General features: G+C 61.4%; 10 protein-coding genes and 2 pseudogenes. 10 read left to right on the plus strand and 2 right to left on the minus strand.

Features of this window, described 5'->3' with window-relative positions:
* Window positions 1–82: 82 nt before the first annotated feature.
* Both KGA98_RS20770 and edd read right to left on the minus strand, forming a co-directional pair.
* Entirely contained in the window at window positions 83–1042 is a 960-nt protein-coding gene (locus KGA98_RS20770) for a glucokinase (RefSeq protein WP_154860414.1), read from the minus strand.
* Entirely contained in the window at window positions 1039–2865 is a 1827-nt protein-coding gene (gene edd, locus KGA98_RS20775; RefSeq protein WP_223503513.1) for a phosphogluconate dehydratase, read from the minus strand. Before edd ends, KGA98_RS20770 begins: the two co-directional genes overlap by 4 nt.
* Window positions 2866–3085: 220 nt before the next feature.
* Between edd and gap the strand changes: the two genes are divergently transcribed.
* The 10 genes and pseudogenes from gap (at window position 3086) to KGA98_RS20820 (ending at window position 14196) form a co-directional block, all read left to right on the plus strand.
* On the plus strand, window positions 3086–4087 hold the full coding sequence (gap, locus tag KGA98_RS20780; protein WP_223503515.1) for a type I glyceraldehyde-3-phosphate dehydrogenase: 1002 nt from the start codon (window positions 3086–3088) through the stop codon (window positions 4085–4087).
* A 145-nt stretch (window positions 4088–4232) separates the two neighbouring features.
* Entirely contained in the window at window positions 4233–4697 is a 465-nt protein-coding gene (locus tag KGA98_RS20785) for a methylglyoxal synthase (RefSeq protein WP_223503517.1), read from the plus strand.
* Between the two features lie 77 nt (window positions 4698–4774).
* A complete protein-coding gene (locus KGA98_RS20790; protein ID WP_223503519.1) occupies window positions 4775–5293 on the plus strand; it encodes an RNA polymerase sigma factor in 519 nt (172 codons plus the stop codon).
* Between the two features lie 120 nt (window positions 5294–5413).
* Entirely contained in the window at window positions 5414–6379 is a 966-nt protein-coding gene (locus KGA98_RS20795; protein ID WP_223503521.1) for a FecR family protein, read from the plus strand.
* Between the two features lie 122 nt (window positions 6380–6501).
* Window positions 6502–9069 (plus strand): TonB-dependent receptor, encoded by a 2568-nt coding sequence (locus KGA98_RS20800; protein WP_223503523.1) that lies wholly within the window; start codon window positions 6502–6504, stop codon window positions 9067–9069.
* A 113-nt stretch (window positions 9070–9182) separates the two neighbouring features.
* On the plus strand, window positions 9183–9785 hold the full coding sequence (locus KGA98_RS20805) for a biliverdin-producing heme oxygenase (protein ID WP_223503526.1): 603 nt from the start codon (window positions 9183–9185) through the stop codon (window positions 9783–9785).
* A 161-nt stretch (window positions 9786–9946) separates the two neighbouring features.
* Entirely contained in the window at window positions 9947–10336 is a 390-nt protein-coding gene (locus tag KGA98_RS20810) for a YbaN family protein (protein WP_154947515.1), read from the plus strand.
* Between the two features lie 464 nt (window positions 10337–10800).
* A pseudogene (locus KGA98_RS28750) lies at window positions 10801–11769 on the plus strand (chemotaxis protein); the annotation flags it as partial.
* Between the two features lie 372 nt (window positions 11770–12141).
* Window positions 12142–12675 (plus strand): annotated as a pseudogene (locus KGA98_RS28755) (methyl-accepting chemotaxis protein); the annotation flags it as partial.
* 171 nt (window positions 12676–12846) lie between these two features.
* Entirely contained in the window at window positions 12847–14196 is a 1350-nt protein-coding gene (locus KGA98_RS20820; RefSeq protein ID WP_223503528.1) for a CoA transferase, read from the plus strand.
* Window positions 14197–14335 lie beyond the last annotated feature (139 nt).

Here is a 14335-nt window from a genome sequence, read left to right on the forward strand (position 1 = left end):
GAAAGCGGTGTGTCAGTCAACGAATGTGTTGAATATAAAACCGCATTCGCGAGCAAGCCCGCTCCCACATTTTGATCGTATTTCAAGCTGGGAGAGATTGCTCCAAGGCTACTCCGGCGCCAACCAACCCGGAATACGGCGCCGTCACCAGCCACACTGGAATCCCCTTGAAGTAATCGCTCATGCAACCCTTGTCGGCGAAGCAGCGGGCGAAACCGCTTTCGAGGAAGAAATCGGCAAAGCGCGGAATCACCCCGCCCACGATGTACACGCCACCGCGTCCACCGGTGGTCAGCACGTTATTGCCGGCCACGCGACCGAGCCAGCAGCAGAACTGCTCAAGCACTTCCACGGCAATCGGGTCGCCCGCCAGCCCGGCAGCGGTGATGGCTTCCGGTGTGTCGAGCACAGGCGTGTGCCCATCCACCGCACAGATCGCCCGATAGACACGGGGCAAGCCGCCACCGCTCAAGGCTGTTTCCGCACTGACATGGCCAATTTCGTTGAAGATGTGCTGCCAGAGCTGTGTTTCACGCGGGCTGCTCAATGGCAGATCGACGTGACCGCCCTCCCCCGGCAACGCGGCAAAACGGCCCGCGCCCAGATCGAGCAAGGTGCCGACGCCCAGGCCGGTGCCCGGGCCAATCACCACCGCCGGGCGCAACGGCTCCGGCGTGCCTTCGCAGACCACGCGGAATTCGCCGGGCTGCAAACGGGTCATGCCCAGGGCCATGGCCGAGAAGTCGTTGACCAACAACAGCTGATCCACCTGCAAGGTCTGGCAAAAGCCCTTGCGGCTCAGGCGCCAGTGATTATTGGTGAACTTGAATTCGTCACCACTCACCGGGCCCGCCACCGACAGGCACACCGAACCGATCGAACCCGGCGCCAGCCCCAGACCATTGAGGTACAGGCTGATAGCTTCTTCCGGGCTGGGAAAATCTGCCGTTGCCAGCACCTGGACCGATTCCAGCTGCTGGTTTTTCCACAACGCGAAACGTGCGTTGGTCCCACCGATGTCACCGACCAAAGCCAGTTTCAATTAAGCGTCTCCAGGGCAGAAGTAAAGGCGCTGGCGCCCTGCTCCGCCGAGCTGAAGGCCACGCGCATGAAACCGAACAGCTCGCGACCGGTGCCGATGTTGTTGCCCAACAGGCCCTTGGCCGGCGTGCGCGCTGCGAATTCTTCGGCGTCCACCTTAAGCTCCAGGGTGCCTTTGACGCCATCGACGCGGATGATATCGCCCTCTTGTACCCGCGCCAAAGCGCCGCCGACATAAGCTTCGGGGCTGACATGAATGGCCGCTGGGATTTTCCCCGACGCGCCGGACATGCGCCCGTCGGTCACCAGCGCGACTTTGAAGCCGCGATCCTGCAACACACCAAGGAACGGCGTCATCTTGTGCAGCTCTGGCATGCCGTTGGAGCGCGGGCCCTGGAAGCGCATCACCGCGACAAAATCCTTCTCCAGCAAACCGGCCTTGAACGCATCGGCCAGGTCCTGTTGATCCTGGAACACCATGGCTGGCGCTTCGACGATCTGGTTTTCCACGGCTACGGCGGAGACTTTCATCACGCCACGACCGAGGTTGCCTTCCATCACCCGCAGGCCACCTTCGGCCGAGAACGCGCGGGCGACCGGACGCAGGATGCTTTCGTCGAGGCTGTCGGTCACGCCTTCACGCCAGACCAGTTGGCCATTGTCGAGGAACGGCTCCTGGGTGTAGCGGCTCAGGCCGTGCCCCATCACGGTGTTGACGTTTTCGTGGAGCAGCCCGGCTTCCAGCAGTTCACGAATCAGGAACGACATGCCACCCGCGGCCTGGAAGTGGTTGATGTCGGCTTTGCCGTTCGGGTAGACGTGGCTCAGGGTCGGCACGACTTCGGAGAGGTCGGCCATGTCCTGCCAGGTCAATTGAATGCCCGCCGCCATGGCGATGGCCGGCATGTGCAGGGTGTGGTTGGTCGAGCCGCCTGTGGCATGCAACGCGACAATCGAGTTGACCAGCGAACGCTCGTCGACGATTTCGCCGATCGGCATGAAGTCGCCGTTCTGCTTGGTCAGGCGCGTGACCTGGTGCGCGGCTTCGCGGGTCAGGGCATCGCGCAACGGTGTGTTCGGGTTGACGAAGGACGCGCCCGGCAGATGCAGGCCCATGACTTCCATCAGCAACTGGTTGGTGTTGGCGGTGCCGTAGAAGGTGCAGGTGCCAGGGCTGTGGTAGGACTTCATTTCCGATTCCAGCAGCTCTTCGCGGGTGGCCTTGCCTTCGGCGTATTTCTGGCGCACATCGGCTTTCTGCTTGTTGGAAATGCCCGACACCATCGGCCCGCCCGGCACGAAGATCATCGGCAGATGGCCGAAGCGCAGCGCACCCATCATCAGGCCCGGCACGATCTTGTCGCAGATGCCGAGCAGCAGCGCGCCGTCGAACATGTTGTGAGACAGCGCCACGGCGGTGGACAACGCGATCACTTCGCGGCTCGGCAAGCTCAGTTCCATGCCCGGCTCACCCTGGGTCACGCCATCGCACATGGCCGGCGTGCCACCGGCGAACTGACCGACGGAGCCGATTTCGCGCAGGGCTTTCTTGATCAGTTCGGGGAAGACTTCGTACGGCTGGTGTGCCGAGAGCATGTCGTTATATGACGAAACTATCGCGATGTTTGCGGAGTTCATCATCCGCAGGCTGTGCTTGTCGTCGCTGCCGCAACCGGCCACGCCATGGGCGAAGTTGGCGCATTGCAGCTTGCCGCGCATCGGACCGTCGCTGGCCGCACCGCGGATCAATGCAAGGTAGGCCTCACGCGTGGCGCGGCTGCGGGCGATAAGCCGTTCAGTGACCTCAAGGACGCGGGGATGCATGTGTAGAACTCCAGGCTAACGGATGTGGCGACCTGATTGTCTATGCTGATCAAAGGCCGGTGTCGATGGGATGACAGACGGTTTTCTTGATCGGTTGGACCAGTTGATTCAGGTCACTCGTTGTAGATTGAACAAAATATTGCCATCAAAAAGGCTTGTTTTCTATTTTTTTGCGAATAATCTTGTAATTCCAACAACAAAACGACGGTAGCGCCGCACTATGACTCTTCGAATCGCAATCAATGGTTTTGGCCGAATCGGCCGTAATGTCCTGCGCGCACTCTATACCCAGGGCTACCGTCAGGATCTGCAGATCGTCGCCATCAACGACCTGGGCGACAGCGCGATCAACGCTCATCTGCTCAAGTACGACACCGTTCACGGCACATTCGATGCCGATGTCCAGCACGACCAGGAGAGCCTGACGGTCAACGGCGACCGTATTTCGGTCAGTGCCATCCGCAACCCGGCCGACTTGCCTTGGGCCGCGGAAAAGATTGATGTGGTGTTCGAATGCACCGGTCTGTTCACCGACCGGACCAAAGCCGCCGCGCATATTACGGCGGGCGCGCGCAAAGTCATTATCTCGGCACCGGCCAAAGGCGCCGACGCCACCGTCGTTTACGGGGTGAACCACGACATTCTGCGCCAATCGCACCAGATCATTTCCAACGCGTCGTGCACCACCAACTGCCTGGCCCCGGTGGCCCAGGTGCTGCACCGCGAACTGGGCATCGAAAGCGGTCTGATGACCACCATTCACGCCTATACCAACGACCAGCACCTGACCGACGTCTATCACGTCGATCCGTACCGCGCCCGTTCGGCCACCCAGAACATGATCCCGAGCAAGACCGGTGCTGCTGAAGCGGTGGGCCTGGTGCTGCCGGAACTGGCGGGCAAATTGACCGGCATGTCGGTGCGCGTACCGGTCATCAATGTATCGCTGGTGGACCTGACGGTGCAGCTCAAGCGCGAAGCGTCGGCCGATGAGGTCAATGCACTGATGAAAGAAGCCAGCCAGCACTCGAAGATCCTTGGCTACAACACCCTGCCGCTGGTCTCCAGCGACTTCAACCACAACCCGCTGTCGTCGATCTTCGACGCCAACCACACCAAATCCAGCGGCAAATTGCTCAAGGTACTGGCGTGGTATGACAACGAATGGGGTTTCTCCAACCGCATGCTCGATAACTGCCTGGCGCTGTGCAACGCAGAATAAGCAGCACGTCCCTTCCTTCTTGTAGGAGCGAGCTTGCTCGCGATGGTCGTTAACGATAACGCGGGGAACCTGATGCCCCGCGGTGTTCTACAGTCCATCGCGAGCAAGCTCGCTCCTACAAGGTGCGCGTCTGGAGCTACCATCGATGATCGGTATCAGCTTTACGCAAAAGACCATGGCGGCGCGCAAGCGTATCGCCCTGGTTGCCCATGACCACTGCAAGGTGTTCTTGCTGGACTGGGCCGAACGGCAAAAAGACAGACTGGCCCAGCATGATCTGGTCGCCACCGGCACCACGGGGTTGTTGTTGCAACAACGCCTCGATCTGCCGGTGCAAAGCATGATCAGCGGGCCACTGGGCGGCGACCAGCAGCTCGGTGCGCAAATCGCCGAGCAGCGGGTCGACATGCTGGTGTTCTTCTGGGACCCGTTCGAGCCACAGCCCCACGACCCGGATATCAAGGCGTTGCTGCGGGTCGCGGCAGTGTGGAACATCCCGGTGGCGTGCAACGAATGCAGCGCCGACTACCTGCTCAGCAGCCCGCTGATGGATCAGGCGCACATCCATCGGATTCCCGATTACGCCACCTATTTGCAAGGTCGCGCGTAAAGCGTCACAAATCAGTGCTTGACCACTCGAGTAGATGATAAGCATTATCATCTACTCGAAATGGATCAGGTTCTCCCGTGAGTCAGTCGCGCTTCAACCACGTTTTCCTCACCCAGCGCACCTCCCTGCTGCGCACGCTGGAGCGGATGGTCAACAATCACAGCACCGCTGAAGACCTCTTGCAGGAAACTTACCTGCGGGTGACCCGGGCATTGAGCGAACGGGCCATCGATCATCTTGAGCCCTTTGTCTTCCAGACGGCGCGCAACCTGGCGCTGGACCATTTGCGCGCGCGGCGCATCCATTCGCGCACGATGGTCGACGACGTGCCGCAGGAGGTGATGCACAGCATCGCCGCCGCCACCAGCAGCGCCGAAGACGCCGCCCACGCCAAACAATTGCTGGAGCGTTTGAACGTGAGCCTCAGTGAACTCAGCGCCCGCCAACAGCGGATTTTCATCCTCAGCCGCCTGCACGGGCACAGTTACCAGGAAATCGCCGAGGAGTTGAACGTGTCCCTCAGCACCGTGCAGAAAGAACTCAAACTGATCATGTCGATCTGCATCGGGGTTGCCGATCGCTTGAACGCCAACTGAGCGCCAAGGCCCTGCGCTTACCTGGACCGACTGCGCTGATCATCGGGCTTTGCTACCCTTGGCCCACTTTTACGCTTCACTAAAAAAACAGCCGTGCACAGACACTGCCGAGGAAACACCGTGACGGACAACCACCGCTCCCCCGAGCCTTCATCGGCGCAGGACCCCGCAAGCGCGATGGACCAGGCCCTGGACTGGCTGATTGTGCTCGGCAGTCCCGACGAGGAGCAGAGCCGCCAATTCCATGCATGGCTCGACGCCGATCCGTTGAATGCCCAGGCGTTCGCCAAGGCCCAGGCAATCTGGGACGGCCCGCAAGTGGCGCAATGCGCGCAAAGTCTGGCCGCCCATCCGGCGAAAGTCACTGTCCTCGCCCGTCTGCGTCCGCACTGGAAACCACTGGCCACCGCCGCCGTGCTGCTGCTCGGGCTGTTCAGTTTCAGCAGTTTGCCGATGCGCCTGCAGGCCGATCACCTGACTGTGGTCGGCGAGCGCCAGCGCCTGCAACTGGAGGACGGTTCCAGGGTTCTGCTCAATACCAATTCGGCGTTCTCAAGCACCATCAACGACCAGCAACGTGTTGCCCGCCTGTATCAGGGCGAAGCGTTTTTCGAAGTGCAGGCCAATCGCGGCCAACCACTGGAAATCGACGCCGGCCCGGTCACGGCCAGCGTTCGCGATACCGCATTTGCCGTGCGTTACCTCGACGGCGTGGCGCAGGTACGGGTACAGCGCGGCGACGTCGACTTGCGCGCCACTCGGGATGACGCGCGGGTACGCTTGTCCGCCGGGGAAAGCATTCGCATCGGCCCCAACGGCTTCGACCGCCCGGCCAAACTCGACGCCGCCACCGACCTGGCGTGGGTCCAGGGACGGCTGGTGTTCGAAAACTGCCCGTTGAACCAGGTGCTGGCAGAACTTCGCCGCTACTACCCGGGCTGGATCATCAACAACAACGAACAGTTGGCCGATGTCACCGTGACCGGCAACTACCGTCTCGATCAGCCGCTGGACGTGGTTCGCTCCCTGGCCCACATCACCTCGGCCCGGCTCCAGGAATTCCCGGCGCTGGTCATCCTGAACTGAATGAGAATTATTTTTACTCGATAGCCAAACCCCGTACGTCTCGTTATAGCCAATGCAATTGATTCGCATCTCACCATGCCAATCAGCACCTATAAAGATTCGTGCGACACGGAGCGCTATCGATGTCCCCTCGCCTTACCCGCCAAGCCCCTACACCTTCCCGCGTGCTGTCGCTGCTGACCGCCGCCATCCTGATGGCCGGTACCGCACCGCTCATGGCCGCCACCGCCACCGAGCAGTCGAGCCGCAAAATGGGCGACTACTCGTTCGCCATTCCCCAGCAATCACTGGTGTCGGCACTCAATGCCTTTACCACCGTAACGGGCTGGCAGATCGGCGTGTCGTCGGAGCTGGCGCAAGGTGTGGCCTCGCCGGGAGTACGCGGTTCCCTGTCGCCGGAGAAAGCCCTGGATCGCCTGTTGGTGGGGACCAACCTGGGCTATCGCAAACTGGGCAACAACAGCATCGTTCTGGAAAAGCGCAGCGGTAGCAGCGCCCTGAATCTCGATCAGGTGACCATCAGCGCCACCCGTAACGAACAGTCTGTGAATAGCGTGCCGAGCACGGTCTCTGTCTACACCCGCGAAGATCTGGACCGCAACAACGTCAATACCATCAAGGAGCTGGTGCGCTACGAACCTGGTGTTTCGGTAGGCGGCGCAGGCCAGCGGGCCGGTATCACTGGCTACAACATTCGCGGCATCGATGGCGACCGCGTGCTGACCCAGGTCGATGGCGTGCAGGTACCCGACGGCTTCTTCAACGGCCCCTATGCCCAGACCAACCGCAACTATGTCGACCCGGAAATCGTCAAGCGTGTGGAAATCCTCCGTGGCCCGGCCTCTGTCTTGTACGGCAGCAATGCCATTGGCGGCGCCGTCAGCTACTACACGCTGGACCCGGACGACATCATCAAACCGGGCAAGGATGTCGGCGCGCGCCTGAAAACCGGCTACAGCTCCGCCGACGACAGCTGGCTGACGTCCGGCACCGTCGCCGGCCGTACAGGCGAGTTCGATGGCCTGTTGCATCTCAGTCAACGCAACGGTCATGAAACAGAGTCCTATGGCGAAACCGGCGGCACTGGCCTGAACCGTACTGAAGCCAACCCCCAGGACGCGCGCACCACCAGCGTGCTGGCAAAACTGGGCTGGAATTACACCGACGACGCGCGCCTGGGCCTGACCTACGAGCATTACAAGGACGACCGCGATACCAATCAATTGAGCGCAGTGGGCGGCCCGTTCAACGCCGGACGCGGTTTCGGCTACTACAAGTCCCGTACCGGTAACGACACGATCACCCGCGAACGCTTTGGCCTGGAACACAGCTTCGGTCTGGACAGCGCCCTGGCCGACAACATCAAGTGGACGCTGAACTACCAGATCGCCAAGACCGACCAGAGCACCGAGGAAATCTACGCGCCGCCGTCACGAACTGTGCTGCGTAACCGCGATACCACCTACAAGGACCGCCAACGGGTATTCGATGCCCAGGCTGACAAGTCGTTTACCATCGCCGACACCGACCACCTCGTCACCTATGGCACCACCATCAAGCAGGACAAAATCACCGGCCTGCGTACCGGCACCGGCACCTGCCTGACCGTGGCCGGATCCTGCCGGGTCATTGGCGCCCCTAGTGCCACCGACACGCTGACACCCGCCAGTGACTTCCCGGACCCGACCGTCAACAGCTACAGCCTGTTCGCTCAGGATCTGATCAGCTGGGGCAACTGGACCTTTGCGCCAGGTGCCCGCTACGACTACACCGAGCTCAAGCCGCACATCACCGAAGAGTTCCTGGCCACCGCCGACCAGAGCGGTAACGGTACGGTGAGCGACGAGACCAAAACCTGGCATCGCCTGTCGCCGAAGTTCGGCACCACCTACAGCTTCAACGACCATTACACCTGGTACGGCCAATACGCCGAAGGCTTCCGCACCCCGACCGCCAAGGCGTTGTACGGTCGTTTCGAAAACATCGCCGGCGGCTATCGGGTAGCGCCAAACCCGGACCTCGAACCGGAAAAAAGCAAAAGCTACGAGACGGGTTTGCGCGGCAACTTCGAGCAGGGCTCGTTTGACGTAGCGGTGTTCTACAACAAATACCGCGACTTCATTAACGAGAACGCCATCACTCCGGGCTACACCGAGACCACGTTCCAGAGCAACAACATCAAGCACGCCACCATCAAGGGTGCCGAGGTCAAGGGACGCCTGAACCTCGACGCCTTCGGCGCGCCGCAAGGCCTCTACACCCAGGGCTCGGTGGCCTATGCCTACGGTCGCAACGACGACAACGGCGAGCCGCTCAACAGCGTCAACCCGCTGACCGGCGTATTCGGCCTCGGCTACGACCAGGCCAACTACGGCGGCTTGCTCAGCTGGACGCTGGTGAAAAAGAAAGACCGCGTCGACAGCACCAGTTTCAAAACCCCGGACGGCACCAGCACCCAGTTCAAGACGCCCGGTTTCGGCATTCTGGACCTGAGCGCGTTCTACAAGGTGACCGACGACGTGACCGTCAGCGGCGGCGTCTACAACCTCACCGACAAGAAGTACTGGCTGTGGGATGACGTGCGCGGCTACGACAGCGTCGGCGAAGCCTCGGTGACCCAACCGGCCAACCTCGACCGTCTGACCCAGCCGGGTCGCAACTTTGCGGTCAACCTGATCTGGGATATCTGATCCGCTCATCTCGCCTGGCGGTTTCATCAAGCCGCCCGGTGAGGATTTTTTACTGTCAGGCGCCTTCCTGTTCGTCTCGTTACCAAGCGCCTCTCTTTCTCCAAGGAATTGCCATGACTACCCAGGCCACCGAACAACGCCCCAACCTGCGTTCGCAACGTTTGAACCAGATCACCCACGAGCCGCACAGCAAGCTCGATGCCCTGGTCAAGGCTCATGCCCCGTTTGAAACCCCGGCCAATTTCGCCCGTTTCGTGGTGGCGCAGTACCTGTTCCAGTCGGAACTGGTGTCGCTGTACAACGATGCCGAACTGACCGCCATCGTCCCGGACCTGCCGGCCCGCTGTCGTGCCGATGCAGCCAGGGCCGACCTCGCTGACCTGGACACCGACGTGCCGGCACCTGCCGCCGGTGCACTGAAGAACCCGACCAAGGCCGAGGCCCTGGGCTGGATCTTCGTCTCCGAAGGCTCGAAGCTCGGCGCGGCGTTCCTCATCAAGCGTGCCGTGGGCCTTGGCCTGAGCGAAACCTTCGGCGCCCGCCACCTCGGCGAACCGGCCGGCGGCCGCGCTGAAGGCTGGAAGAGCTTCGTCAAAACCCTGGACGGCCTGGCATTCAGCGCCCAGGAAGAAGCCGAAGTGGAAAAAGGCGCCATCGACGCGTTCAACCGTTTTACGGTGTTGCTGGAGCGGGCTTACGCTACCGAAGCCGCCTGACCCAACGCGTTCCCCTTGTGGGAGCGGGCTTGCTCGCGAAGACGTCATCAGCCTCAACATCAACGTTGACTGACACACCGCCTTCGCGAGCAAGCTCGCTCCCACAAGGAACGAAGCAAATCCGTAAGATTTCGATCAGCCTCACATGTTGCCTTGAGCCCATGCCAGCCTCCTCCAGACTCTCCCGCCTCCTCTTCGGCCTGCTGGCCTATGTCAGCCTGGGCATCGGCCTGATCGCCATCGTCATACCCGGCCTGCCAACCACCGAGTTCATTCTGCTGGCCGCCTGGGCCGCGACCCGCAGTTCGCCGCGCCTGAGTGCCTGGCTGGAAAACCACCGGCTGTTCGGCCCCATCCTCCATAACTGGCGCAACGGCAAGATCATCGCGCGTCGGGCAAAAGTCAGCGCCACTGTCAGCATGCTGTTATGTGCCGGTCTCATGCTGGTGATGCTCGATCACGGCTGGCCGATTTACCTGGCAATTGCCGGCATGGGGCTGGGCAATCTGTGGATCTGGTCACGTCCGGAATCACTGCCGGAACCCTGCTGAATAACTCCGCGGTTTTTCTTCGTTTTAAAGCGCTTTTCGGCACATTTTCCTGCGCAAACGTTCAACCACTACCGCTCGTCGGGTTACCCCTCATGTAACCTCAACGCCACGCCGATGTGCATTGATCGGCGCTAAATGGATTTAGCGAGTGAGCCGCAACGGCCCACAGCCAACACTTCATCCATTCGCGAGCTCGCCCTATGTTCGACTCACTGTCCATCCGCCTGAAAATCGTCCTGCTGTCCGGTCTGTGCCTGCTGGGCGTAGTCGCCTTGATAGTGGGCATGAACATCTACCAGACCAATCAGAACGATGATCTGGTCAGCGATTCCAGCAGCAGAATGCTCACTGCCAGTGTGCAGGACCTGCTCCAGGCCAAGGCCGCCGAGCAGGCGGTGCGGGTGCAGAAGACGTTCGGTGAAACCCTGACGGTGGTGACCGCCCTCGCGGACCAGATCCAGGACATGCGCAACCTGGCCGCCAAACGCTCCCTCGAGCCCGGCGTCTTGCGAGAAGAGTTGAACCAGAGCCTGAAAACCGCCTTCGAACGCAACAGCAAAGTGCTGGGCATTTGGCTGGCGTTCGAACCCAATGGGCTGGACGGCAAGGACAGCGAATTCGTCAATGACGCCGCCCGCCAGTCCAACGAGATCGGCCGTTTCGCCACGTACTGGAGCCGAGCCGGGGGTGAGTCGCTGAACACGATCATGGTCGAAGAAGACATGACCAAAACCACCCTGAACCTCAGCGGCACGCCGTACAACGTCTGGTACACCTGCCCGCGGGACAGCAAGCGCATCTGCCTGCTCGACCCGTATGCCGATACGGTCGGCAACAAGGAAATGTTGATGACCACCATTTCCGTACCGCTGCTGGTAGATGGCAAGTCCATCGGCGTGGTCGGCATCGACATCGCCCTCGACGCCCTGCAAGCGGCGGCGATCGACTCCCAGCGCGACCTGTTCAACAGTGCCGGGCACATGCTCATCGTTTCCGGCACTGGCGTGCTGGCCGCCTACAGTGTCGACGCCGGCAAAGTCGGCAAGAACATCGGCGACACCCTGGGCGGCGATGGCAAGGACATCCTGCAGTTGCTCGCTAGTGGCGCGCCGAAGATTCTCCAGCAAGGCGACCTGATCCGCGCGGTGTACCCGGTCAGCCCGATTGCCGATGCCAAGGCCTGGGCCGTGGTGATCGACCTGCCCAGGCAAGTGCTGCTGGCCGACTCAGTGAAACTGCAAGCGGTACTCGACGATGCTCAGCAAAGCGGCACGATCAAGGCACTGTCGGTGGCAGTGATTGCCGGTGTGATCGGTCTGCTTCTGATGTGGCTTACCGCGTCCGGCGTGACCCGCCCGATCAACAGCGTGGCCGACATGCTCAAGGCGATTGCCAGTGGCGACGGCGACCTGACCCAGCGCCTGCACTACAGCAAGAAGGACGAGTTGGGCGAACTGGTGAGCTGGTTCAACCGCTTCCTCGACAAGCTGCAACCGACCATCGCGCAGATCAAGCAAAGCATCACCGATGCCCGTGGCACGGCCGACCAGTCTTCGGAAATCGCCCGCCAGACCAGTGAAGGCATGCAGGTGCAGTTCCGCGAAATCGACCAGGTCGCCACCGCGTCCAACGAAATGAGCGCCACCGCCCACGATGTCGCCAACAGCGCCTCGAACGCGGCCAACGCGGCGAAAGGTGCCGACCAGTCGGCCCGCGACGGCATGCAAATCATCGAACGCAGCACCCGCGACATCAATCAACTGGCCGAAGAAGTCAGCAAGGCCGTGACCGAAGTCGAAGCCCTCGCGGTCAACAGCGAGCAGATCGGTTCGGTGCTGGAGGTGATTCGCAGCATCGCCGAACAAACCAACCTGTTGGCGCTAAACGCCGCCATCGAAGCCGCCCGTGCCGGTGAAAGCGGTCGTGGCTTTGCGGTGGTCGCCGATGAAGTGCGCAACCTGGCCAAACGCACCCAGGACTCGGTGGAAGAAATTCGCCTGGTGATCGAACGCATCCAGAGCGGCACCCGCGGCGTGGTCGCCACCATGCACTCAAGCCAGACCCAGGCCCACAGCAACGCCGGGCAGATCCAGCAGGCCGTCCAGGCCTTGGGCAAGATCAGCGATGCAGTCACCGTGATCAGCGATATGAACCTGCAAATCGCCAGCGCCGCCGAACAGCAAAGCGCCGTCGCCGAAGAGGTCAACCGCAACGTCTCGGCGATCCGCACCGTCACCGAAACCCTGACCGGCCAGGCCACCGAATCGGCGCAGATCAGCAGCCAACTCAACTCCCTGACTACCCACCAGATGAAGTTGATGGATCAGTTCCGCGTTTAAGAAGCAATGCAGTTAAATGTGGGAGCGGGCTTGCTCGCGAAAGCGGTGAGTCTGACAACAATGATGTCGACTGACACTCCGTCTTCGCGAGCAAGCCCGCTCCCACAGGTTTCATCTGGCTTGTCACCTGTTTTGGACTAAGATCGGCCTCTCGCTCCGGAGGGCTCTTCAATGACTGATCTGCTCACGTCCATTCAAGCCGCACTCGGTTTGCCTCACACCCCGATTCCATTCACGTCCAGTGGCGCCCTGCCCTCGGCGTTTGCCGTCACTGATCTGGCCTGCGCCAGCATGGCCGTCGCCGGCCAGGCTGTCAGCGAACTGCTGCACCAACAAACCGGGCGCCTGCCCGACCTTGAAGTTGACCGACGCCTGGCGTCATTCTGGTTCGCAACCTCGATTCGCCCGCTTGGCTGGAGCGTTCCGCCGTTGTGGGACCCGATCGCGGGTGACTACGCCACCCGCGATGGCTGGATTCGCCTGCACACCAACGCGCCCCATCACCGCGCCGCTGCCGAAAGCGTGCTCGGTGCCTGTACCGACCGCGCAGCGATGGCCGACAAAGTGGCTCGGTGGGCGAAAAGCGATCTGGAACAGGCTGTGGTCGATGCCGGTGGCTGTGCCGCCGAAATGCGCACCTGGGAACAATGGCAGGTCCATCCTCAAGGCCAGGCGGTAAACGTCGAACCCTTGATTCAATTCGCCAACCACCCAAGCCAGAGCCGCCAACCGTGGTCAGGTTCAGTGGCTCGACCACTGGCTGGCATCAAGGTGCTGGACTTGACCCGGGTACTGGCCGGCCCCATCGCCAGTCGCTTTCTGGCAGGCCTGGGCGCCGATGTCCTGCGCATCGATCCGCCGACCTGGAACGAACCTGGAGTGGTGCCGGAAGTCACCTTGGGAAAACGCTGCGCGCGTCTTGATCTGAACGACAAGTCCGACCGCGCCGTATTCGAATGCCTGCTCAAGGACGCCGACATTCTGCTTCATGGTTATCGTGCCGATGCGCTGGAACGACTTGGACTGGGCATGAATGAGCGCCGGCAACTGAACCCGGGCCTGATCGATGTTTGTCTAAACGCCTATGGCTGGAGCGGCCCCTGGCAAAATCGGCGGGGCTTCGACAGCCTGGTGCAGATGAGCAGTGGCATTGCCGAAGCGGGCATGCGCTGGAAGCAGGCGGACAAACCGACGCCATTGCCGGCGCAGGCTCTCGATCACGCCACCGGGTATCTGATGGCGGCCAGTGCGATCCGGTTGTTGGCGCAGCGGTTGAGCGACGGTATCGGGGGTTCGGCGCGATTGTCGTTGGCGCGTACGGCGAGGTTGTTGATCGAGCATGAGGCGGGGACGAGTGAAGCGTTACGTGCGGAAGATGAGCAGGATCAGGGGTTGATGGTGGAGCAGACACCCTGGGGACCGGCGCATCGGTTGCAGGCGCCTCTGAAGATCACAGGAACGCCTCTGCAATGGACCTTGCCCGCGACTGAACTGGGTTCACATCCCGCACAGTGGTGGTGACAGTCATATCGCCATCGCGAGCAAGCTCGCTTGTATGTTTAGACTTGAAGGGGTGGGCGGGACTAACAGCTCGATTCCGACTCTAGCCAGTACGGACCGTGGGAGACTTCTCGTTCCGCCCTTTCTACCTAAAGCGCCG

Origin of the sequence: Pseudomonas sp. BF-R-24 (assembly GCF_019947335.1) — a bacterium.
Taxonomy (GTDB): domain Bacteria; phylum Pseudomonadota; class Gammaproteobacteria; order Pseudomonadales; family Pseudomonadaceae; genus Aquipseudomonas; species Aquipseudomonas jessenii.

Excerpts from the sequence above, each read along its gene's own strand:
- KGA98_RS20800 (WP_223503523.1), top strand. The coding sequence starts at position 6,502 with ATGTCCCCTCGCCTTACCCGCCAAGCCCCTACACCTTCCCGCGTGCTG.
- edd (WP_223503513.1), bottom strand. The coding sequence starts at position 2,865 with ATGCATCCCCGCGTCCTTGAGGTCACTGAACGGCTTATCGCCCGCAGC.
- KGA98_RS20805 (WP_223503526.1), top strand. The coding sequence starts at position 9,183 with ATGACTACCCAGGCCACCGAACAACGCCCCAACCTGCGTTCGCAACGT.
- KGA98_RS20810 (WP_154947515.1), top strand. The coding sequence starts at position 9,947 with ATGCCAGCCTCCTCCAGACTCTCCCGCCTCCTCTTCGGCCTGCTGGCC.
- gap (WP_223503515.1), top strand. The coding sequence starts at position 3,086 with ATGACTCTTCGAATCGCAATCAATGGTTTTGGCCGAATCGGCCGTAAT.
- KGA98_RS20820 (WP_223503528.1), top strand. The coding sequence starts at position 12,847 with ATGACTGATCTGCTCACGTCCATTCAAGCCGCACTCGGTTTGCCTCAC.
- KGA98_RS20785 (WP_223503517.1), top strand. The coding sequence starts at position 4,233 with ATGATCGGTATCAGCTTTACGCAAAAGACCATGGCGGCGCGCAAGCGT.